Raw genomic sequence first — 21,736 nt, 5'->3', positions numbered from 1 at the left:
CTTGTGCGGCTGACCAGGTCCGAGAGGGCCTTCAAGGGTCCATAGAGGAAGGTGTCCGAGTGTCCCGCCGCAGAATCGGCTTCTGGTACCGCCTGGCGGCGGTCATCGCTAAACCGCCGCTCGTGGTTCTGATCAAGCGGGACTGGCGCGGAATGGAGAACATTCCGGCCGACGGCGGCTTTATCACCGCGGTGAACCACAATTCGCATCTGGACCCGTTCGCGTACGCGCACTTCCAGTACAACACCGGACGCGTTCCGCGATTCCTCGCCAAGCACGGGCTCTTCAAGAAGGGGTTCATCGGCGCCATCATGCGCGGCACCGGACAGATCCCCGTCTACCGCGAGACCACGAATGCGCTCAGTGCGTTCCGTGCCGCCATCGACGCCGTCGAGCGCGGGGAGTGCGTCGCCTTCTACCCCGAGGGCACCCTCACCCGCGATCCGGACCTGTGGCCCATGACCGCCAAGACGGGCGTCGCGCGCGTGGCACTGCAGACCAAGTGCCCCGTGATTCCCGTCGCCCAGTGGGGCGCCAACCTCGTGCTCGCGCCGTACGCGAAGAAGCCCGACCTGCTGCCGCGCAAGACGCACCACGTCCTCGCCGGACCGCCGGTCGACCTGGAGCGCTTCTACGACAAGGAGATGACTCCGGAACTCCTCAAGGAGGCCACCGAGGTCATCATGACGGCGATCACCGGACTGCTCGGTGAACTGCGCGGCGAGCTGCCTCCGCAGCGGCGTTACGACCCCCGTGAGGCGCGCATCGCGCAGCGCCGCAAGGCCGCCGGCACCAACACCCTTACGGAGCAGGCCGGTTCGGCCGCCATCGAGCACGGAAGTCCTGAGGAGAGCAAGTGACCCCACCCGTCAAGGCGGCCGTCTTCGGAACCGGCTCCTGGGGTACGGCCTTCGCCATGGTGCTCGCCGACGCGGGGTGCGACGTCACCCTGTGGGCGCGCAGGCCCGAACTGGCCGAAGCGGTCAACTCCACGCGTACGAACCCCGATTACCTCCCCGGCATCGAACTCCCCGGCAACATCAGGGCCACCACCGACGCCGCCGAGGCCGCGGACGGCGCCGAGTTCACGGTGCTCGCCGTGCCCTCGCAGACGCTGCGCGCCAACCTCGCCGAGTGGACGCCGCTGCTCGCGCCCGGCACGGTCCTCGTCTCCCTCATGAAGGGCGTCGAACTCGGCTCCGCCATGCGGATGAGCGAGGTCATCGAGGACGTCACCAAGGTCGGCGAGGACCGCATCGCGATCGTCACGGGCCCCAACCTCGCCCGCGAGATCGCCGCCCGGATGCCCGCCGCCGCCGTCGTCGCCTGCCGCGACGAATCGGTTGCGCAGCGCCTCCAGACCGCCTGCCACACGCCGTACTTCCGTCCGTACACGAACACCGACGTGATCGGCTGCGAGCTCGGCGGAGCCGTGAAGAACGTCATCGGGCTCGCCGTCGGCATCGCCGACGGCATGGGCCTCGGCGACAACGCGAAGGGCTCGCTCATCACGCGCGGCCTCGCGGAGACCACCCGGCTCGGCCTCGCGCTGGGCGCCGACCCGCTCACCTTCTCAGGGCTCGCGGGCCTCGGCGACCTCGTCGCCACCTGCTCTTCGCCCCTCTCGCGCAACCACACCTTCGGCACCAACCTGGGCAAGGGCATGACCCTCCAGGAGACCATCGCGGTCACCAAGCAGACCGCCGAGGGCGTCAAGTCCTGCGAGTCCGTGCTCGATCTGGCGCGCCGCCACGGTGTCGACATGCCGATCACGGAGACCGTCGTCGGCATCGTCCACGAGGGGAAGTCGCCGGTCGTCGCCCTCAAGGAGATCATGTCGCGCAGCGCCAAGCCCGAACGGCGCTGACGCGGGGCTCGCCGGACGCTGACTCCGCTGCTACCAGCAGGTACGCTCAACGCGATATGAGCAGCGAGAACCTTCCCCAGAGCAGCCGCCCGTCGGGCCAGAAGCCCCGTGTGGCCGTCGTCTTCGGCGGTCGCAGCTCCGAGCACGGCGTTTCCGTCGTCACCGCAGGCGCCGTGTTGCGGGCCATCGACCGCACCAAGTACGACGTGCTGCCGATCGGCATCACGCGGGAGGGGCGTTGGGCGCTGACGGCCGACGATCCCGAGCGGATGGCCATCACCGACCGCAAGGTGCCGGACGTCGCCGAACTCGCCGAGTCCGCCGAGGGCGGGGTCGTGCTGCCCGTCGACCCGTCGAGCCGCGAGGTCGTCTACACGGAGCCCGGCTCCGTGCCCAAGGTCCTCGGCGACGTCGACGTCGTGTTCCCCGTCCTGCACGGCCCGTACGGCGAGGACGGCACCATCCAGGGCCTGCTCGACCTGTCCGGGACGCCGTACGTCGGCTGTGGCGTCCTGTCCTCGGCCGTCGGCCAGGACAAGGACTACATGAAGCGGGTGTTCACCTCGTTCGGGCTGAAGGTCGGCCCCTACCTGGTGATCCGGCCGCGCGAGTGGGAGCAGGACCGGGAAGGCGCGCGGCGTCGCATCGCGGACTTCGTCGGCGAGCAGGGCTGGCCGCTGTTCATCAAGCCCGCGCGCGCGGGTTCGTCGATCGGCATCACCAAGGTCGACTCCTTCGAGGGCCTCGACGAGGCGATCGAGGAGGCCCGCAGCCACGACCCGAAGATCATCGTGGAGGCGGCGCTCGTCGGCCGCGAGATCGAGTGCGGAGTCCTGGAGTTCGAGGACGGGCCGCGCGCGAGCGTGCCGGCCGAGATCCCGCCGGTCCAGGCCCACGACTTCTACGACTTCGAGGCCAAGTACATCGACTCGGCGTCCGGCATCGTGCCCGCGCCGCTCACCGACGAGCAGACGGCCGAGGTGCAGCGGCTCGCGGTCGAGGCGTTCGACGCGGCGTCCTGCGAGGGCCTCGTGCGCGCCGACTTCTTCCTCACCGAGGACGGCGAGTTCGTGATCAACGAGATCAACACGCTGCCCGGCTTCACCCCGATCTCCATGTACCCGCGGATGTGGCAGGAGAGCGGTGTGAGCTACCAGGAGCTGGTGGACCGCCTCATCCAGGCGGCGCTGAACCGGTCGACGGGGCTGCGCTAGTCCCGTAGCGATCCGATCCGTGCATGTCAGTCGGCGATCCCTTCGGGGATCGCCTTCTTGACGGGCTCGGCGAAGTCGACCAGGGGCGAGGCCCCCTCGGCGGCCAGCTCCTTGGGCAGGGTGACTTCCACGTAGGCGACCCGCAGCGTCGTCGTGAGCACCTGCGTGCCGTCGTCCCGCTTCTCGTACGCCCAGCCCACGCCGTTCACCTTCACCGGCAGAGCCTGTGGGTCGTCCATCAGCGCGGGCCGTGCGACACCGCAGCGCAGTATGATCGCCGGATCTCCCCACCCCGCGGTCAGCTCGGACCGCGGAGAGGGGTCGTTCCTTCCGTGCCCGTCCACCGTGTCCGGAAGCCTTTTGTGCAGGTTCCGGCACAGGTCCGTGACCTTGGCGTCAGGGGTGGGAACCGCTGCGTGCGCCGTGTCGTCTGCTGAGGAGCAGCCCGAGACGGCGAGCAGCAGGGCCAGGGCGGGGAGCCCGGTGGCAAGGCGGGGCCGGTGACGGAAGAAGTTCACCGGCCAAGGTTAGACGGGGGCTACAAGTGCACGACCGGGCAGGTCAGGGTGCGGGTGATGCCGTCCACTTGCTGGACCTTGGCGACCACCATGCGGCCCAGTTCATCGACTGTGTCGGCCTGTGCGCGCACGATGACGTCGTAGGGACCTGTCACGTCCTCGGCCTGGATCACCCCCGGGATCTTGCCGATCAGCTCGGCTACGGTCGACGCCTTGCCGACTTCGGTCTGAATCAGGATGTACGCCTGTACCACGGAACCTCCAGGGCGGCCACGAGGATCATGTGGGGAGAAGAGACGCCACGGTATCGCGTCGCCGCTCGCCGCGGGGAGACCCGCGGTGGCTGTGGCGTACACACTGCGACTGACGGACGGCGGGCACCGGTCCACGGGACGGTCCCGCCCACGACAATGACCGTACCGATGACAGAGACGGCTCGCGACCGCAAGCGGACCGGGGCAGAAGGGGCAGTACGCGCATGAAGGGCACCGTCGGCGAGCTGGGCGAGTTCGGGCTCATCCGAGAGCTCACCTCCCGGCTCACCACCACCCCGGCCGTACGACTCGGCCCGGGCGACGACGCGGCCGTGGTGGCCGCGCCGGACCGCAGGGTCGTCGTGAGCACGGACATCCTCCTCGAAGGGCGGCACTTCCGCCGCGACTGGTCCACGGCCTACGACGTCGGGCGCAAGGCGGCCGCGCAGAACCTCGCGGACATCGCCGCGATGGGCGCCGTCCCGACCGCGCTCCTGCTCGGCCTCGTGGTCCCCGCCGAACTTCCCGCCAGCTGGCCGAACGAGCTGATGGACGGCCTGCGCGACGAGTGCCAGGTCGCGGGCGCCGCCGTCGTCGGAGGCGATGTCGTACGCGGCGACACCATCACCGTCGCGATCACCGCGCTCGGCGACATGCGCAACCACGAGCCGGTCACGCGCTCCGGCGCACAGCCCGGCGACGTCGTCGCGGTGACCGGCTGGCTCGGCTGGTCCGCGGCCGGGCACGCCGTCCTCTCGCGCGGCTTCCGCTCGCCCCGCGCCTTCGTCGAGGCCCACCGCCGCCCCGAACCGCCGTACCACGCGGGCCCCGCGGCCGCCGGGCTCGGCGCCACCGCCATGTGCGACGTCAGCGACGGCCTCATCGCCGACCTGGGGCACATCGCGGAGGCCAGCAAGGTCCGTATCGACATCAAGTCCGGCAAGGTCGACGTGCCTTCGCAGATGAACGACATCGGGCAGGCCGTCGGCGTCGACCCGATCCAGTGGGTGCTCACCGGGGGAGAGGACCACGCGATCGTGGCCACGTTCCCGCCGGACGTGAAGCTGCCCGCCCGCTGGAAGGTGATCGGCGAGGTCCTCAACCCGTCGGCGCTGCCCCAGGTGACGGTCGACGGCGCCCCGTGGACGAACAAGGGCGGCTGGGACCACTTCGGGGACATAGAGGCCTGACGGGCTCACCGGCCGCGTACCGCCGCGGCCGGTGCGTCCAGCAGGGCCGGGTAGTCCTTCAGGTCGAGCGCGGTCGCGGCCTTCTCCGTCAGGCGCTTGAAGAACCCGGCCATCAGGCGGGAGCTGAGCAGCCGGTACATCCGGTCGCGGCTGCGGATCTTCCGCTCGGTGGGCGGCGCGAAGAACGGGCCCGCGTTGCCCGAGATCTTCTGGCAGCCCTTCGCGAAGCCCCCGATCTGCGCCTCGTAGGCGGCGAACGCGGTGCGGTGATCGCCGCCGGCCAGGGCCAGTTCACCCGCCAGGACGTACGCGCCGACGATGGCGACTCCGGTGCCCATGCCGCCCATCGTGGCGCCGTACCCGGCGTCGCCGAGCAGGACCACGCGGCCCTTGGTGAGCCGGTCGACGTGGATCTGCGCGATGGCGTCGAAGTACAGGTCGTCCGCGTCCTCCAGCGCCTTGAGGACCCGCGGCGCCTCCCAGCCCATCCCCGCGAACCGCTCCGCGAGGATCCGCTTCTGCTGGTCCACGTCCCTGCGGTCGTGGTCGAGAGGCTCGGAGCGGAACACCAGGAGCGCGCCCGCGCGGTCCGGGTCACCGTCGTAGTTGCTGACGGAGACCGCCCGGCCCGGGTCGCTGTACAGCCGGCCCGTGCGGTCGAGGCCCAGGTGGTTGGGGATGCCGAAGCCGGCCACGTAGTGGTCGAGGAACCGCAGGTAGCGGGACTCGTCGCCGAACACGAGGCGGCGGGTGGGGGAGTGCAGTCCGTCGGCCGCCACGACGAGGTCGAAGCGGCGGGGCGCCGCGCGCTCGAAGGTGACGTCGACCCCGTTGTCGTCCTCGGTCAGGGTGGCGATCGAGTCACCGAAGACGTACTCGACGGTGTCCCTGCTGTGCTCGTACAGGATGTGGGCGAGGTCGCCGCGGAAGATCTCCACGTCGCCGCTCATCAGCTCCGCCGGCAGATCGACGCGCGGGGTGCCGTCGGCGTCGACGACTGTCTGGCGGCCCATGCGGGTCTGGCGCGCGTGGATGTCGTCGTGGATGCCGAGGGCGGTCAGGACCGTGCGGTGCACCCAGCCGCGGAAGTCGACCGCGAATCCGCCCTCGCGCAGGGCGGGGGCCTTCTCGACGACGGTGACGCGGGCTCCGTGGAGGGACAGGGCGAGGGCGACGGCGGGGCCGGCGACGCTGGCGCCGGAGACCAGGACGTCGAGGTGGGACAGCCGGGTCGATGCGTACGGGGTGTGTGTGTTCTTCATGTCCCCGAGCGTCGCGGGCGCCCCTGACCACCCGCTTACCGTCCGCTGACCGCCGCTGACCGCATCGCCCGGCCCTCCTCGAACGCCTTCTCGTACGTCTCTGGAGTGAGCGCCGCACGGACCCGCGCCTCTACGGGGGCGACGTCCGGGTCCCCGGCGAGCGCGAGGCCGCGCAGGCCCGCTCCGGCCCCGAGCAGCACCGCGGCCTCGCGCGGATCCTGCGCCACGGAGGCCAACGCCTCGGCCGCGTCGGCGAGTTCGAGGACCCGCGTGGGCCCGTCGCAGAGCGCGATGCCCTGCTCGAACCAGTCGCGCGCCTCGTCCGGCCGTGACGCGGCGAGGGCGACGCGGCCCAGACCGATGAGGGTCCGCACGGTCTCGCCGACGCTGAACCAGTTCGCCGCGCACAGTTCGAGAGCCGCTTCGTAGTGCACGCGCGCGTGCTCCGTGTCCCCGCCGATCCGTGCCACATCGCCGAGGCCGCGCCGCGCGCTCGCCACCTTGTCGGGGACAGCCGCAGTGCGGGCCATCGCGGCCGACCGCGTGAAGTGATCGGCGGCGTCCCGGAGTTGGCCCTGGTGAAGCAGGACGTACGCCCGCCGGTGCAGCAGATCGGCGGTCTCCTCCGGGGCTTCGAGCGCGGCCACGTGCGCGAGACCCTCGTCAAGCAGCGCCAGGGCCCGCTCCCGATCACCGCGCCAGTCCGCGAACATGCCCAGCGGATCAAGGCAGTTGGCCATGCCCCACCGGTCCCCGGTCGCCCGGAAGCCGGCGAGCGCCCGCTCGAAATGCTCCTCCGACGTGACGGGGCGCCCCGCGAACCACTCCTGGAAGCCCAGGCCGACATCGAGCAGCGCGAGCCCCCAGGGCGCTTCGCCGACCTGCCGGCGCACCCGCTCCTTCACGGCGTACTGCGGCCCGTACGCCACCGACCACAGGACCACCACGAACGGCCGCCGCAGCGCGTGGTCCCGGGATGCGAGCACGGCCTCCGCGCGGGCCAGGCGCTCCGGTTCGCGCGGGTCGTTCCCGTCGCCCGCGACCGTGTTGATCACGCACAGGACGTACTCCTCGGCAAGGTCCTCCGGCGGCTCGTCCCCGAGCGCCGCCAGCAGCTCGCGGGCCAGCGGCACATGCGCGCCGTGCAGCCCGCGCAGCCGCCAGAACCAGGACAGGTCCGCCATCAGCCGCAGCGCCGCGCGCGGGTCCGCGCGCACGAGATGACGCAGGGCCGCCGACAGGTTGTCCCGCTCGGCCCCGAGCGCGGCCAGCCGCGGCAGCTGTCCGCCGCCGCGCAGATACGGCTCCGCCTGCGCCGCCAGTCCCCGGAAGTACGCGGCGTGCGCGTCCCGCAGCCGCGACAGCTCGCCCTCGTCGGCCAGATGCTCCGCGCAGAACGCGCGGATCGTCTGAAGCATCCGGTAGCGCCCACCGGCCGCCTCCAGGAAGGACTTCTCCGTGAGCGAGGCCAGCAGGTCCTCCGGATACGGCACCCCGCACACGGCCTCGACCGCGGCGAGCGTCGCGCCCCCGGACGACCCTCCGGCGAACACGGCCATCCGCCGCGCGAGATCCCGCTCCTCCTCGTCGAGCAGCTCCCAGCTCCACTCGACGACCGCGCGCAGCGTGCGGTGCCGGGGCGCCTTGGTCCGGTCGCCGCGGGACAGCAGCCGGAAGCGGTCGCCGAGGCGGTCGGCGAGCTCGTCAACGGTGAGCGTGCGCAGCCTGGCCGCGGCGAGTTCGATCGCCAGCGGCAGCCCGTCGAGGGCCTCGCAGATCCCGTGAACGGCCTCCACGCGCGCGTGCAGATCGGCATCGGGCCGTACGGCGGCCGCCCGGTCCATGAACAGACGCGCGGCGGGACCGGCCGCGAGCGGCGGCACCGGGCACAGCGCCTCACCGGTGATGCCGAGCGCCTCCCGGCTCGTGGCGAGGATCCGCAGCCCGGGACACACGCCGAGCAGCACGCCCGCGGTGCGGGCCGCGTCGTCGACGAGATGCTCGCAGTTGTCGAGCACGAGCAGCACCTCGCGCCCCTCCAGCGCGTCGATCAGCCGCTCGACCGGATCCCCCTGGGGCCCCCGGAATCCCTCACGCACCCCGAGCGCCGCGAGCAGCGCGTGCGGCACCTGCTCCCCGCCGGCGAGAGGCGCCAGCTCGGCCCAGCACACGTCGGCCCTGTCCCGCGCGGCCTCGGCCGCGAGCCGGGTCTTGCCCGCCCCGCCCGGACCCGTCAGCGTCACGAGCCGCGCCCCGGTGAGCAAGGCGTCGATCCGCGAGAGCTCGTCGGTCCGCCCGACGAACCGGGTCAGCTGCGCGGGAACGCCCCTCCCGCGCGCGGGCTCCCGCCCCCGCAGGAGTTCCAGGTGCAGCGCCGAGAGCTCCGCCGAAGGGTCGGCCCCCAGCTCGTCGGCGAGGACGCGCCGCACCTCCTCGTACACGGCGAGCGCCTCGGCGGGCCGCCCGTCCGCGTGGAGGGCGCGCATCAGCTGACCGTAGAGGCGTTCGCTGAGGGGATGGGCGGCGATCAGCTCCCGCAGCTCGGGGACGAGACCGCCACCCGAGCCGAGCGCGAGTTCCGCCTCGATACGGGTCTGGGCGGCGGTGAGCCTGATCTCGTCGAGACGGCTGCCGAAGGCGGCAGGCAGGTCGGCGAGCGCCGGACCGCGCCAGAGCCCGAGCGCCTCCCCGAGGAGTGCGGATGTCTGGGAAGGGTCCCCGGCCGTGAGTGCACGCTCGCCCTCGGCGGCCAGCCGCTCGAAACGGTGCACGTCCACGTCGTCAGGGCCGACGGCCAGCCGGTAGCCCGCCGGGGTGGCCTCGATGTCGAGGGAGAGCCGCTTGCGCAGCCGAGAGACCTGCGACTGGAGGGCGTTGGCGGCGCCGGCCGGCGGCTCGTCCCCGTACAGGCCGTCGATCAGGCGCTCCACCGGGACGGTCCGGCCCGCCTCCAGGAGCAGCAGCGTCAGCAACGCCCGCGGGCGCGGACCGCCGGGGTCCAGCGGGGTGCCGTCGGGGGCGCGTACGTCGAGGGGGCCGAGGATGCCGAAGCGCATTGGGCAGATTGTGGCAGGGGCTACGGGGAGCATCCCGGGTCTGTGCCCTTGGGACTCCTCCCGGCATGAAAACGGCATAAAAAAAGAACCGGTCCCCGAGGGGACCGGTTCTTCAAGCAACCAGCTAGGTGGCCGCGCTACGCGTTACGTCAGCGCGAGACCTTGCCGGCCTTGATGCACGAGGTGCAGACGTTGAGGCGCTTCGGCGTCCGACCGACCACTGCACGCACACGCTGGATGTTCGGGTTCCAGCGACGGGACGTACGGCGGTGCGAGTGCGAAATGTTGTTGCCGAAGCTCGGCCCCTTGCCACAGACGTCGCAGTTGGCAGCCACGGGTCACTCCAAGACTTCAGATGCACTTACGGTTGATCCCGGCATGCCGGGATCGGATCGGAGGATCTGAGTGGCGGTGCCAGGGGAAGGCCCGATGGATATCGGGCAACCGGAGCAGCATACAACGGCTGCTTCGGTAGAACGAAACTACCATGGTTGCCCCGGTTGCCGTCCCGGGCCCTCTTCCGGAGGGACCCCCTCCGGGGTCTACGCTGCGATGCCAGTTCGGCTGCTCTAGGAGGCGCAGGTGCCGCAGGTGCTCGACGTCCACGCGGTGCGCGCCTGGTGCGCACTGGCCCTGGAGGCGCTCGGGCGGGACCGCGAGGAGATCGACGCGATCAACGTCTATCCCGTCGCGGACGGGGACACAGGCACCAATCTGTACCTGACCGTCGAGTCCGCGGTACAAGCTGTGGAAGCGGTCTTCACGGGCCTCGAACCCGCACCGCCCGCGCTGCCCGACGTCGTCCACGCGATGGCTCACGGAGCACTGATAGGGGCCCGCGGAAACTCCGGAACGATCCTCGCGCAGCTCCTTCGCGGCATGGCCCAGGTCCTCGCGGGCGACGCCGGCGGTGAGGCGGATCACAGCGAAGACGCCGACGGGGACAGCCTGCGGCGCGCACTGCGCCGGGCCGCCGAGTCCGCCCGGGAGGCGGTCGCGCACCCCGTGGAGGGCACGGTTCTGACGGTGGCGGCTGCCGCTGCGGACGCCGCGGACATCTCCGGCGGGCCGCGCGGCGACTGCGTGGACGTGGCCCGCGCCGCGTACGACGGTGCCTGTGCCGCGCTCGACGCGACGCCGGGACAGCTCGCGGTCCTGGGGCGCGCGGGTGTCGTGGACGCGGGCGGGCGCGGGCTCGTGGCCGTACTCGGTGCGCTGACCGAGGCGCTCTCGGGCGACCCGGTGGCACCTCCGGGCGGTCGGGGCGTGCACCACGCGCGCGTGGCCGCCGACCAGTCGCTGGACTGTGCGGACGGCGAAGGGCCGGCCTTCGAGGTGATCTACCTCCTGGAGGCCGACGACCAGGCCGTGGCGCGGCTGCGGACCCGGCTCGACGGCCTCGGCGACTCCCTCGTGGTCGTCGGCGGCGACGGACTGTGGAACGTCCATGTGCACGTCGACGACGCGGGCGCCGCCGTCGAGGCGGGCGTCGAGGCCGGCCGCCCGTACCGCATCCGCATCACGCACTTCGCCGCAGGCGACGCCCATACGACGCACCCCACGTCCGGCTCCGCGCCGACCGGGGAACGCGCCCAGCGCGCGATCGTCGCCGTGGTCCCCGGGGAGGGGCTCGCCGGTCTGTACAGCGAGGCGGGCGCCACCGTCGTACCCGAGCGGCCCGGCGAGGTGCCAGGCAGCGGTGAACTGGTCGAGGCGATCCGGCGGGCGCACGCGCGCGAAGTGGTGCTCCTGCCGAACGACGCCGAACTGCGCCACACCGCCGCAGCAGCGGCCGAGCAGGCCCGCACCGAAGGCGTGCGGGTCGCCCTCATCCCCACCCGGTCCGCGATCCAGGGCATCGCCGCGCTCGCCGTCCACGAGAAGGAGCGGCGCTTCGACGAGGACGTCGTCGCGATGACGTCGGCGGCCGGCGCGACCCGCTACGCCGAACTGGCCGTCGCCGAGCGGCAGTCGTGGACGATGGCCGGCATCTGCCAGGCCGGGGACTTCCTCGGCCTCATCGACGGGGACGTCGCCGTGATCGGCGAAGAGGTGACGCGGACGGCCCGTACGACCCTCGACAGGATGCTGGCCGCGGGCGGCGAGATGGTCACCCTCGTCCTCGGCGACGAGGTGCCCGACGAGGTCGCCGACCGGCTCGAACGGCACGTACGCGAGACGTACCTGGCCGTCGACACCGTGGTCTACCGGGGCGGACGGAACTCCGCGCTCATGCTCATCGGTGTCGAGTAGCCCCCGGTGGGCCCCCTTTGTCAGTGGCGTGGTGTGCAATGGATCTCGTGCCCGCGCTCGAAGAACCGCTGAAGAAAGCGCTCGGTCCCGCCACCGCGAAGGTGATGGCCGAGCACCTGGACCTGCACACGGTCGGTGACCTGCTCCACCACTATCCGCGCAGATACGCGGAGCGCGGCGAGCTCACCCGCCTCGCCGACCTGCCCCTCGACGAGCACGTCACCGTGGTCGCCCAGGTCGCGAGCGCCCGCATCCTGAAGTTCAACGGCGGCGCCGGCCAGCGCCTCGAAGTGACCATCACGGACGGCAGCGGCCAGCTCCAGCTGGTCTTCTTCGGCCGTGGCATCCACAAGCCGCACAAGGACCTCCTGCCCGGCACGCGCGCGATGTTCGCGGGTAAGGCCTCCGTCTTCAACCGCAAGATGCAGCTCGCGCACCCGGCGTACGAACTGCTGCGGGCCGACGCCCTGGACGCCGGCGAGGCCGACGAGGCGATCGGCTCCTGGGCCGGCGCCCTCATCCCGATCTACCCGGCCACCGCCAAGCTGGAGTCCTGGAAGATCGCCAAGGCCGTCGACATGGTGCTGCCCAGCGCCCAGGAGGCCCTCGACCCCCTGCCGGACTCGCTGCGTGCGGGCCGCGGCCTCGTCCCGCTGCCCGAAGCACTCCTGAAGGTCCACCGGCCCCACACGAAGGCGGACATCGCCGACGCCCGCGCCCGCCTCAAGTGGGACGAGGCGTTCGTCCTCCAAGTCGCCCTCGCCAGGCGGAGGTTCGCCGACGCGCAGCTGCCCGCCGTGGCCCGCGTCCCCCGCCCCGACGGCCTGCTCACGGCGTTCGACGCGAAGCTCCCCTTCACCCTCACCGACGGCCAGCAGAAGGTCTCCAAGGAAATCTTCGACGGCCTCGCCACCGAACACCCGATGCACCGCCTGCTCCAGGGAGAGGTCGGTTCCGGGAAGACGATGGTCGCCCTGCGCGCCATGCTCGCCGTTGTCGACGCGGGCGGGCAGGCCGCGATGCTCGCGCCGACCGAGGTCCTCGCCCAGCAGCACCACCGCTCCATCACCGAGATGATGGGCGAGCTCGCCGAGGGCGGGATGCTCGGGGGCGCCGAGCACTCCACCAAGGTCGTTCTGCTCACCGGCTCCATGGGCGTCGCGGCCCGCCGCCAGGCCCTTCTCGACCTCGTCACGGGCGACGCGGGCATCGTCATCGGGACGCACGCCCTGATCGAGGACAAGGTCCAGTTCCACGACCTGGGACTGGTCGTCGTCGATGAGCAGCACCGCTTCGGCGTCGAGCAGCGCGACGCCCTGCGCGGCAAGGGCAAGCAGCCCCCGCACCTGCTGGTCATGACGGCCACCCCCATTCCCCGTACGGTCGCGATGACGGTCTTCGGTGACCTGGAGACCTCCGTCCTCGACCAGCTGCCCGCCGGGCGCTCGCCCATCGCCACCCATGTCGTGCCCGCCGCCGACAAGCCGCACTTCCTCGCGCGCGCCTGGGAGCGCGTACGCGAGGAAGTGGAGAACGGGCATCAGGCGTACGTCGTCTGTCCCCGCATCGGCGACGAGGAGGAGCAGGGCAAGAAGGGCAAGGGGGCCAAGAAGGAGTCCGCCGAGGACGCGGCCGAGAAGCGGCCTCCGCTCGCCGTCCTGGACGTCGCCGAGGAGCTGGCCCACGGCGCCCTGCGCGGGCTGAAGGTGGAGGTTCTGCACGGCAGGATGCAGCCCGACGACAAGGACGCCGTGATGCGCCGCTTCGCCGCGGGCGAGACGGACGTCCTGGTCGCGACCACGGTCATCGAGGTCGGGGTGAACGTGCCGAACGCCACAGCCATGGTGATCATGGACGCCGACCGCTTCGGCGTCTCCCAGCTCCATCAGCTGCGCGGCCGCGTCGGCCGTGGCTCGGCGGCGGGCCTGTGTCTCCTGGTCAGCGAGATGCCGGAGGCCAGCCCGGCCCGCGCCCGTCTCGGCGCCGTCGCCGCCACGCTCGACGGGTTCGAGCTCTCCCGTATCGACCTGGAGCAGCGCCGCGAGGGCGACGTCCTCGGGCAGGCCCAGTCCGGGGTGCGCTCGTCCCTGCGCATGCTCGCCGTCATCGAGGACGAGGAGATCATCGCCGAGGCCCGCCAGGAGGCGACGGCCGTCGTCGCCGCCGACCCGGACCTGGAGCACCTGCCGGGCCTGCGCACGGCCCTGGACGCGCTCCTGGACGAGGAGCGCGAGCAGTACCTCGACAAGGGCTGACAAACTGGAGGTCCCCGCACGTCCCTTCAGCCCCTTCTCCACTAGGACTCAGATGACCCGCGTGATCGCCGGCCGGGCCGGCGGACGTCGCCTGTCCGTCCCGCCGGGCAACGGCACCCGCCCCACGTCCGACCGGGCGCGCGAAGCCCTCTTCTCCACCTGGCAGTCACTGCTCGGCGGCGGCCCGCTGGACGGCGAGCGCGTGCTCGACCTGTACGGCGGCTCAGGCGCCGTGGGCCTGGAGGCGCTGTCGCGCGGCGCCGGGCACGCGCTCCTGGTGGAGGCCGACGCACGCGCGGTCCGCACCATCCGCGAGAACGTGAAGTCCCTCGGCCTCCCCGGCGCCGAGGTCAGAGCGGGCAAAGCGGAACAGATCGTCCGGGGCCCGGCCCCCGCCACCCCGTACGACCTGGTCTTTCTCGACCCTCCGTATGCCGTCCCGGACGACGATCTTCGGGAGATTCTGCTCACACTCGCCTCTGGGGGCTGGCTCGCGGACGAAGCGCTCGTCACCGTGGAGCGAAGCACCAGGGGCGGTGTTTTCCCGTGGCCGGACGGATTTGAGGCACTGAGGTCCCGTCGCTACGGCGAGGGAACGTTTTGGTACGGTCGCGCCGCCCTGAAGAGCACCGTCACGTGCGAGGAAGCGCCGTGACCGGACCGGAGAGCGAGGGACTCACGTTGCGCCGCGCCGTCTGTCCGGGGTCGTTCGACCCCATCACCAATGGCCACCTCGACATCATCGGCCGAGCGTCCAAGCTGTACGACGTCGTGCACGTCGCGGTGATGATCAACCAGTCGAAGAAGGGCCTCTTCGAGATCGAGGAGCGGATCGAGCTGATCCGCGAGGTCACCGCCGAGTTCGGCAACGTCGAGGTCGAGTCGTTCCACGGACTGCTCGTCGACTTCTGCAAGCAGCGCGACATCCCGGCCATCGTGAAGGGCCTGCGCGCCGTCAGCGACTTCGACTACGAACTGCAGATGGCCCAGATGAACAACGGCCTCACGGGCGTGGAAACCCTCTTCGTCCCCACCAACCCGACGTACAGCTTCCTGTCCTCGTCCCTGGTGAAGGAGGTCGCGGCCTGGGGCGGCGACGTCTCCCACCTGGTGCCGCCGGTGGTCTTCGAGGCGCTCACCCAGCGCCTCCCCAAGAAGTGACATCCGGGCGCCAGTTGGCCGTACAGTCGTCCCGTCCGTCTCCAACACCCCTGTAGAGAGTGGCGAGCACACGGTGGACGTGCAGAAGAAGATCGACGAGATCGTCGCCGCGGTCGGCAATGCCCGGTCCATGCCCATGTCGGCCTCGTGTGTGGTCAATCGCGCCGACCTGCTCGCGATGCTCGAAGAGGTGCGCCAGGCGCTGCCCGGCTCCCTCGCGCAGGCCGAGGAGCTGATCGGCGGACGCGCGCAGATGGTCGAGCAGGCCCGCCAGGAGGCCGAGCGGATCATCGAGACGGCGCACGCCGAGCGCGGTTCCCTGATCTCCGACACCGAGGTCGCGCGCCGCTCCCAGGACGAAGGGGAACGAATCCTCGCCGAGGCCCGCAAGGAGGCCGAGGAGATCCGCGCGGAGGCCGACGACTACGTCGACTCCAAGCTCGCCAACTTCGAGGTCGTCCTCACCAAGACCCTCGGCTCCGTGGGCCGCGGCCGCGAGAAGCTCCTCGGCACGGGCCCGGGCGTCGACGACCAGGGCTACGAGGACGAGGACGCCCCCGAGCGCAGCCACGACCCCGAGACCCTGCGCCGCGACGCCGACTCGTACGTCGACGTGAAGCTCGGCGCCTTCGAGGCGGTCCTGGCCAAGACCCTGGAGGCGGTCGGCAAGGGCCGGCACACCCTCCAGGGCCGCGTCGCCAGCGACGAGCTCGGCACCCTCGGCGACGGCACGGGCGCCCAGCACACCAGCGACGCCGACTACCTCGCCGGTCTCGCGGAGATCGGCAGCGTCCCCGCCGAGCCGGACCGGGAGATCCCCCAGGCCCCGCAGATCCCGGCCCAGCAGCCGGTGTACGCCCAGCAGCAGGACCCGCAGCAGGATGTGTACGGCTACCAGCAGCAGCCCTACGGCCAGCAGGATCCGTACGCGGTGTACCAGCAGGACCCGTACGGGTACCAGCAGCAGGACCCGTACGCCTACCAGCAGCACCAGCAGCAGGGCTACGACCAGGCCCAGGCGGGCTATGCGCAGCCGCAGGTGGCGCACGAGCCGGCGGCGCTCGACGAGACCAGCCTCTTCGACACGAGCATGATCAGCACGGAGCAGCTGAGGCAGTACGAACAGGGGCGCTGACTCCGGATTGGGCCGTGAGCGAAAGGTCCAGTATCCTGGTTCTTCGGTCGCGCGTACGTCCGCGATCACAGCTGCCCGGGTTGATTCGGGACAGCGATCCCCTTGAGCAGCTTGAACAACCTGAGCATCGAAGACCGAAAGCAGGACCAGCCCTGAGTACGCACCTCGACCACCGCAACCCTCTCGTGTTCGATACGCACGAGCTGGGACGGCGTCCTGGTGCCCAGCAGCGGCTGACCCGCACGGTCGACGCCCCCAAGGACTTCGGTATCGAAGGGGTCATCGGAGTGCCGGAAGGCGCGCCGATGGAGCTCGAGGTCCGTCTCGAGTCGGTCATGGAAGGGGTGCTTGTCACAGGCACCGCCCGTGCATCGGCTCAGGGGGAGTGCGTAAGGTGTCTGGAGCCGCTCGGCCTTGAGGTCGACGCGGACTTCCAGGAGATGTTCTCGTACCCTGACGCCGACGACCGGGGCCGCACCGCGGAACCGGCCGACGACGCCGAGGAAGACGAGGACAGGCTCTTTCTCGAGGACGGCATGTTCGACCTCGAGCCTGTGCTGCGTGATGCGGTGGTGCTCGCACTGCCGATGCAGCCGGTGTGCCAGGACGACTGCCCGGGTCTGTGCTCCCAGTGCGGAGCTCGGCTCGCGGACGATCCGGACCACCACCACGACGCCGTCGACATCCGTTGGGCGGCACTGCAGGGACTCGCCGGGACCATCCAGGACGGCGAGAAGGACGAGATGAGCGGCGCCGAAGCTGGCGTCGACGAGAAGCAGGAGAAGTAGCCGTGGCTGTTCCGAAGCGGAAGATGTCGCGCAGCAACACGCGCCACCGCCGGTCGCAGTGGAAGGCTGCGGTCCCCACTCTGGTTTCGTGTGAGCGTTGCCAGGAGCCCAAGCTGCAGCACATCGCGTGCCCGGCTTGCGGCACTTACAACAAGCGCCAGGTCCTCGAGGTCTGAGCGGCTGGTGAGAGGCGCAATGTCTGAGTCGAACAAGACGGACAATGCCTCGTCCCACACGCTTCTGGAAGGGCGGCTCGGGTACAAGCTCGAGTCCGCCCTTCTGGTGCGTGCACTGACCCACCGCTCGTACGCGTACGAGAACGGCGGTCTTCCGACGAACGAACGGCTCGAGTTCCTCGGGGACTCCGTGCTCGGCCTCGTCGTCACGGACACGCTGTACACCACCCACCCCGACCTGCCCGAAGGCCAGCTGGCCAAGTTGCGGGCCGCGGTGGTCAATTCGCGTGCACTTGCGGAGGTCAGCCGTGGGCTCGACCTGGGTTCCTTCATCCGGCTCGGCCGGGGCGAAGAGGGCACGGGCGGCCGGGACAAGGCGTCCATCCTCGCCGACACGCTTGAAGCGGTGATCGGCGCCGTCTATCTCGACCAGGGTCTGGATGCGGCGGGCGAACTCGTCCACCGTCTCTTCGATCCCCTGATCGAGAAGTCCTCGAATCTGGGTGCGGGCCTGGACTGGAAGACCAGTCTCCAGGAGCTCACCGCGACCGAAGGGCTCGGCGTTCCCGAGTACCTGGTCTCGGAGACCGGCCCCGACCACGAGAAGACCTTTACTGCTGCCGCCCGCGTCGGAGGCGTCTCGTACGGCACCGGCACCGGCCGCAGCAAGAAGGAAGCGGAGCAGCAGGCCGCTGAATCGGCATGGCGCGCGATCCGCGCGGCTGCCGACGAGCGCGCCGAGGCGGCGAAGACGGCTGATGCCGTCGAGGCCACCGCGGCAGCCGAGGAGAACGCCGACTCCTCCTCGGCGTCTGCCTGACACCCGCATCCGAACTGTCCGGTGCCGACCGTCCTGAGGGGCGGTCGGCACCGTTCGTTTCTCATCCGAGCTTCCAGAGCCCTCACAAGGAGACACCGTGCCCGAGCTGCCCGAGGTCGAGGTCGTACGCCGCGGACTCGAGCGCTGGGTCGCCCACCGCACCGTCGCCGACGTGGAGGTCCTGCACCCGCGCGCCGTGCGCCGTCACATCGGGGGCGGCGAGGACTTCGCGAACCGGCTGAAGGACCAGCGCATCGGCGTACCCGAGCGGCGCGGGAAGTATCTGTGGCTTCCGCTGGAGCCGACGGGCGGCGCGGTTCTCGCGCACCTCGGCATGAGCGGGCAGCTCCTGGTGCAGCCGGCCGAGGCGCCGGACGAGAAGCATCTGCGCATCCGCGTCCGCTTCGCCGACGAGCTGGGTACGGAGCTGCGCTTCATCGACCAGCGCACCTTCGGCGGCCTCTCGCTGCACGAGACGGACCCCGACGGGCTGCCGGACGTCATCGCGCACATCGCGCGCGACCCGCTGGACCCGAAGTTCGACGACGCGGCGTTCCACGAGGCGCTGCGCAGGCGCCGTACGACCATCAAGCGGGCCCTGCTCGACCAGTCCCTGATCAGCGGCGTCGGCAACATCTACGCGGACGAGGCGCTGTGGCGCTCGCGGCTCCACTACGAGCGGCCGACCACCGGCTTCACGCGCCCGCGCACGGCCGAACTCCTCGGCCACGTACGGGACGTGATGAACGCGGCCCTCGCCGTCGGCGGCACCAGCTTCGACAGCCTCTACGTGAATGTGAACGGCGAGTCCGGCTACTTCGACCGCTCGCTCGACGCCTACGGGCGCGAGGGCGAGCCCTGCCGGCGCTGCGGCACGATCATTCGCCGGCGCCCCTGGATGAACCGATCCAGCTACTTCTGCCCGCGCTGTCAGCGCCCGCCGCGCGCCCCGTCCGCGTCGTAGCGGGCGCGCGAGGCGAGCACGTCGTCCATGCGCCCCTCGACGAACTGGATGAGGGTCAGCAGGCGTTCGGAGATCTCGCGCCCGAGCGGCGTCAGCTCGTAGTCCACGCGCGGCGGGTTGGTCGGCTGCGCCTCGCGATGCACGAGGCCGTCGCGCTCCAGCGCGTGCAGGGTCTGCGACAGCATCTTCTCGCTCACGCCGTCCACGCGGCGCCGCAGCTCGTTGAAGCGGAAGCCGCCCTCGTGCAGCGCCCCGAGCGTGAGCGCACCCCAGCGGCCCGTCACGTGCTCGAGGGTGCCGCGGGACGGGCACTGCCGGGAGAACACGTCGTACGCGAGGTCGCTGCCGCTCGATTCCATGCGGCAAGCGTACTCCGGCACAGCGCGAACCTCAGGGGTGCGCTAACCAGCGGTTAGTACGGGGCGTTGGCGTCAGAAGCCGAAGTCCTGCGTCCACCACGGGCCGCCCGAACCGAAGTGCACGCCTACACCCAGCGTCTTGTAGTCGCAGTTGAGGATGTTCGCGCGGTGGCCGGGGCTGTTCATCCAGGAGTCCATGACGGACTGGGCGTTGGCCTGGCCGCGGGCTATGTTCTCGCCGCCGAGATCCGTTATGCCGGCCTTCTTCGCGCGGTCCCAGGGCGTCGCGCCGTCCGGGTCGGTGTGGTCGAAGAAGCCGCGCGCCGCCATGTCCTCGCTGAAGTTCCCGGCGAGGGAGGCGAGGCCGCTGTCCGCGGTCACCGGCCTGCAGCCGGCCTTGGCCCGCTCCGTGTTGACCAGCGCGAGCACCTGGGCCTCGGCCGACGTCTCGCCGGACGGGGCCTTCAGGCTGGGCGCGGCCGCCGGGGGCTTCGGGTCCGTGGTGGCGGTCTTCGACGGGGCCGCGGTCTTGGGCGAGGTCGCCGTGCCGCCGGAACCGGAATGCGAAGCGGAACTGGAGGACTTGCTCGGTGATGCCGTCTTCGACGGGGTCGAAGACGGCATCGACGAAGATTGTGAAGGAGAAGCGGAAGGGGAGCCCGAGCGCTCCGCGCTGCGGCTCGCGGCCGAGGGGGCGCGGTCGGCGCTTCCGTCCGTCCCGCCCTGCGTCTGGAGCCCCGAGGGGGAGTCGGCGGCGCGCACCTTGTCGGCGCCGTTGCCGCCGCCCAGCGAGTAGTTGTCCATGCCGGGAATCACCCCGGAGGCCACCGCGACGGCGCCCATCGCCACGGCGGCCGAGACTCCGAGGAGCCCCGTCCGCACCGGCCTGGCGACGCGCTTCCTGCGGCGGTGCGAGCTGCTGCCCGGGCTCCCGGAGGGCGTGTACGCGGCCTGGGGCTCGCCCGGGTAGGCGTCGTCGAAGGCCCACCCCAGGTCGCTGTTCGCCGTGCCGTGCGAGCCCGTGCCGTACGGGCCGGCGAATCCGCCGGCGGCGTATCTCTCCCCGTGCGCGCCGTCGTACGCGCCTGTCTGCCCGGCCTTGTACGTACCGTCGTGCCCGGCATACGAACCGGCCGTGCTGTCCGTGGCGCGGCCCGTGGCGGCGCGGCCGGCGTCGGTGCGTCGGTGGCGTCCCATCTTGTGGCCTTCCTCGTCCTCGCTGTGGTCAAGGCGACTCACCCATACGGGTGAGGCGCATTGGTCCGGGACCGTACCCCACCACGCAAGGGGGCGAAGTGCTCCGAGTGCAATTGGCCGGTTAGCGTGCCCCTATGAACGAAGACGTACGCATCACCGCCTGGGTGCGCGGACGCGTCCAACGTGTGGGTTTTCGCTGGTTCACGCGGGAGAAGGCTCTCGAGATCGGCGGCCTGAGTGGCTTTGCTCTCAATTTGGACGACGGCCGGGTCCAGGTCGTCGCGGAGGGGCCACGCGAGAGTTGCCAGGGCCTTCTCGACTGGCTCCGCGACGGCGACACACCCGGGAGGGTCGACGGAGTCACGGAGATCTGGGACGCCCCGCGCGGCGGATACGCCGACTTCGCCATTCGCTGAGAAGGACGCGCAGGCCAGGACCGTGAGAGGCATTCATGGCATGCCCCGGGCAACTGCGCGGGGCATGAATGACCTGGTGGTTGCCAATAAGAGCTTGTCGTGGCAGGCTCGCGAAGTAAGGATGATCTCCACGCCCCCAGGGGCCCGAAGTGAGGCCGCGCCGAAGTTTTCACGGTGCCGAGCCCCCGGGCTTACCCGCCAATACGGGGTGTGATCGTGTTGACCGTCAAACTTTTTGGTGAGACTCTGGAAGCCCCGCGCACCTTAGCTGTTTGGCATGTATGAACGGCAGCAAGACAACGAGTGCCAGGCACCGCGGGTGCGATTCCCTCACGACCCACACCGCTTCGGTCGGTCACTCATTGTGGAGGACCATCCATCATGGCAAAGGCGCTTCTCGGTTACGTCGGCGGTTCCGACCCGCGACTCCTCGCCGAGATGCGACGGCTCCAGCAGCGCGTCCAGGACCTCGAGTCCGAACTCGTTCGGATCCAGTCCGAGAACGACGCGCTCGCGGCTGCCGCTTCTCACGAATCGCTCCTCGAGAGCATCGACGTACCCCAGGCGGAGCCTGCGCTCACCTGACCACATCCCGCACACGACACCAGTGGTCAGGCAGCCCTTTCATCAAGCCGCTTGATCAGGTTTCTCAGATCTGCAAGGGACGCTTTCGCGTCCCTTCTTTCTGACTTTCCGCTCCCCATGCGCCGCCCCGTACCGCGCCCCCTCGAATGCCCCGTCAATGCTCCGCGCGTCGACGTCTTTCTTTAACGTCTGATGTGCCCTGCACTTTCCTGGGCGAAACCGCGGGTTCATGGAGTGAGACACACGCGGCGGGTAGAGTCCGGCGG

Annotated in this window: 22 protein-coding genes; 15 read left to right on the top strand and 7 right to left on the bottom strand. The window is 70.8% G+C overall.

Annotation, left to right across the window (positions count from 1 at the left end; translation table 11 throughout):
- The first annotated feature begins 59 nt into the window (after positions 1–59).
- Genes OHA58_RS09840 through OHA58_RS09830 form a run of 3 tightly spaced genes read left to right on the top strand, consistent with a single transcriptional unit; the run spans position 60 to position 3,081 of the window.
- Positions 60–860: a lysophospholipid acyltransferase family protein gene (locus OHA58_RS09840; RefSeq protein ID WP_405478319.1), complete on the top strand. Its 801-nt coding sequence runs from the start codon at positions 60–62 to the stop codon at positions 858–860.
- Entirely contained in the window at positions 857–1,867 is a 1,011-nt protein-coding gene (locus OHA58_RS09835; protein ID WP_405478317.1) for an NAD(P)H-dependent glycerol-3-phosphate dehydrogenase, read from the top strand. Before OHA58_RS09840 ends, OHA58_RS09835 begins: the two co-directional genes overlap by 4 nt.
- Before the next feature lie 56 nt (positions 1,868–1,923).
- Positions 1,924–3,081, top strand: a complete 1,158-nt coding sequence (locus OHA58_RS09830; RefSeq protein WP_405478315.1) for a D-alanine--D-alanine ligase family protein — start codon at positions 1,924–1,926, stop codon at positions 3,079–3,081.
- Positions 3,082–3,107: 26 nt separating this feature from the next.
- Here the strand turns inward: OHA58_RS09830 and OHA58_RS09825 are convergent, their stop codons facing one another.
- Together OHA58_RS09825 and OHA58_RS09820 are read right to left on the bottom strand one after the other, a co-directional pair.
- A complete protein-coding gene (locus OHA58_RS09825) occupies positions 3,108–3,599 on the bottom strand; it encodes a DUF3515 domain-containing protein (RefSeq protein ID WP_116509432.1) in 492 nt (163 codons plus the stop codon).
- 20 nt (positions 3,600–3,619) lie between these two features.
- Positions 3,620–3,853, bottom strand: a complete 234-nt coding sequence (locus tag OHA58_RS09820) for an Lrp/AsnC family transcriptional regulator (RefSeq protein ID WP_016642988.1) — start codon at positions 3,851–3,853, stop codon at positions 3,620–3,622.
- A gap of 224 nt (positions 3,854–4,077) precedes the next feature.
- Between OHA58_RS09820 and OHA58_RS09815 the strand changes: the two genes are divergently transcribed.
- Entirely contained in the window at positions 4,078–5,043 is a 966-nt protein-coding gene (locus tag OHA58_RS09815; RefSeq protein ID WP_389856742.1) for a thiamine-phosphate kinase, read from the top strand.
- 5 nt (positions 5,044–5,048) lie between these two features.
- Here the strand turns inward: OHA58_RS09815 and OHA58_RS09810 are convergent, their stop codons facing one another.
- The 3 genes from OHA58_RS09810 to rpmB all read right to left on the bottom strand — a co-directional run bounded on the left by OHA58_RS09810 (position 5,049) and on the right by rpmB (position 9,696).
- Positions 5,049–6,305 (bottom strand): FAD-dependent monooxygenase, encoded by a 1,257-nt coding sequence (locus OHA58_RS09810; protein WP_405478313.1) that lies wholly within the window; start codon positions 6,303–6,305, stop codon positions 5,049–5,051.
- A gap of 35 nt (positions 6,306–6,340) precedes the next feature.
- A complete protein-coding gene (locus tag OHA58_RS09805) occupies positions 6,341–9,361 on the bottom strand; it encodes a BTAD domain-containing putative transcriptional regulator (protein WP_405478311.1) in 3,021 nt (1,006 codons plus the stop codon).
- A 149-nt stretch (positions 9,362–9,510) separates the two neighbouring features.
- The gene (gene rpmB / locus OHA58_RS09800) at positions 9,511–9,696 is read right to left on the bottom strand and encodes a 50S ribosomal protein L28 (protein ID WP_003951095.1); all 186 of its coding nucleotides are present in this window, start codon (positions 9,694–9,696) and stop codon (positions 9,511–9,513) included.
- Positions 9,697–9,943: 247 nt separating this feature from the next.
- On the opposite strand from rpmB, the gene OHA58_RS09795 reads away from it, so the two are divergent.
- The 9 genes from OHA58_RS09795 (at position 9,944) to mutM (ending at position 18,913) form a co-directional block, all read left to right on the top strand.
- The gene (locus OHA58_RS09795) at positions 9,944–11,614 is read left to right on the top strand and encodes a DAK2 domain-containing protein (RefSeq protein WP_405478310.1); all 1,671 of its coding nucleotides are present in this window, start codon (positions 9,944–9,946) and stop codon (positions 11,612–11,614) included.
- Positions 11,615–11,652: 38 nt separating this feature from the next.
- Positions 11,653–13,869 (top strand): ATP-dependent DNA helicase RecG, encoded by a 2,217-nt coding sequence (gene recG, locus OHA58_RS09790; protein WP_405478308.1) that lies wholly within the window; start codon positions 11,653–11,655, stop codon positions 13,867–13,869.
- Between the two features lie 52 nt (positions 13,870–13,921).
- A complete protein-coding gene (gene rsmD, locus OHA58_RS09785) occupies positions 13,922–14,524 on the top strand; it encodes a 16S rRNA (guanine(966)-N(2))-methyltransferase RsmD (protein WP_405478306.1) in 603 nt (200 codons plus the stop codon).
- A gap of 26 nt (positions 14,525–14,550) precedes the next feature.
- Complete coding sequence (gene coaD / locus OHA58_RS09780; protein ID WP_199841845.1) at positions 14,551–15,030, top strand: pantetheine-phosphate adenylyltransferase; 480 nt, start codon at positions 14,551–14,553, stop codon at positions 15,028–15,030.
- Positions 15,031–15,103: 73 nt separating this feature from the next.
- Complete coding sequence (locus OHA58_RS09775; RefSeq protein WP_405478305.1) at positions 15,104–16,165, top strand: ATP synthase F0 subunit B; 1,062 nt, start codon at positions 15,104–15,106, stop codon at positions 16,163–16,165.
- A 152-nt stretch (positions 16,166–16,317) separates the two neighbouring features.
- Entirely contained in the window at positions 16,318–16,953 is a 636-nt protein-coding gene (locus tag OHA58_RS09770) for a DUF177 domain-containing protein (protein ID WP_116513387.1), read from the top strand.
- Between the two features lie 2 nt (positions 16,954–16,955).
- Positions 16,956–17,129, top strand: a complete 174-nt coding sequence (gene rpmF, locus OHA58_RS09765; protein WP_030361955.1) for a 50S ribosomal protein L32 — start codon at positions 16,956–16,958, stop codon at positions 17,127–17,129.
- Between the two features lie 19 nt (positions 17,130–17,148).
- Complete coding sequence (rnc, locus tag OHA58_RS09760) at positions 17,149–17,949, top strand: ribonuclease III (RefSeq protein ID WP_405478302.1); 801 nt, start codon at positions 17,149–17,151, stop codon at positions 17,947–17,949.
- Positions 17,950–18,046: 97 nt separating this feature from the next.
- Positions 18,047–18,913 (top strand): bifunctional DNA-formamidopyrimidine glycosylase/DNA-(apurinic or apyrimidinic site) lyase, encoded by an 867-nt coding sequence (gene mutM / locus OHA58_RS09755; protein WP_405478300.1) that lies wholly within the window; start codon positions 18,047–18,049, stop codon positions 18,911–18,913.
- On the opposite strand, the gene OHA58_RS09750 is transcribed toward mutM, so the two are convergent.
- Together OHA58_RS09750 and OHA58_RS09745 are read right to left on the bottom strand one after the other, a co-directional pair.
- The gene (locus OHA58_RS09750; RefSeq protein ID WP_405478299.1) at positions 18,880–19,272 is read right to left on the bottom strand and encodes a winged helix-turn-helix transcriptional regulator; all 393 of its coding nucleotides are present in this window, start codon (positions 19,270–19,272) and stop codon (positions 18,880–18,882) included. The genes mutM and OHA58_RS09750 overlap by 34 nt on opposite strands.
- A 72-nt stretch (positions 19,273–19,344) precedes the next feature.
- Complete coding sequence (locus OHA58_RS09745) at positions 19,345–20,469, bottom strand: CAP domain-containing protein (protein ID WP_405478297.1); 1,125 nt, start codon at positions 20,467–20,469, stop codon at positions 19,345–19,347.
- Between the two features lie 134 nt (positions 20,470–20,603).
- Between OHA58_RS09745 and OHA58_RS09740 the strand changes: the two genes are divergently transcribed.
- Together OHA58_RS09740 and OHA58_RS09735 are read left to right on the top strand one after the other, a co-directional pair.
- A complete protein-coding gene (locus OHA58_RS09740; RefSeq protein ID WP_405478295.1) occupies positions 20,604–20,885 on the top strand; it encodes an acylphosphatase in 282 nt (93 codons plus the stop codon).
- Positions 20,886–21,266: 381 nt separating this feature from the next.
- Positions 21,267–21,470 carry a hypothetical protein gene (locus OHA58_RS09735; RefSeq protein ID WP_116509408.1) on the top strand — a complete coding sequence of 68 codons (204 nt, stop codon included), beginning with the start codon at positions 21,267–21,269 and terminating at the stop codon, positions 21,468–21,470.
- Positions 21,471–21,736 lie beyond the last annotated feature (266 nt).

This window comes from Streptomyces sp. NBC_00009 (genome assembly GCF_045040855.1).
GTDB classification, from domain to species: Bacteria; Actinomycetota; Actinomycetes; order Streptomycetales; family Streptomycetaceae; genus Streptomyces; species Streptomyces aureus.
Note: the sequence above shows the minus strand (reverse complement) of the source record. Positions and strands in the feature narration are given on the sequence as shown.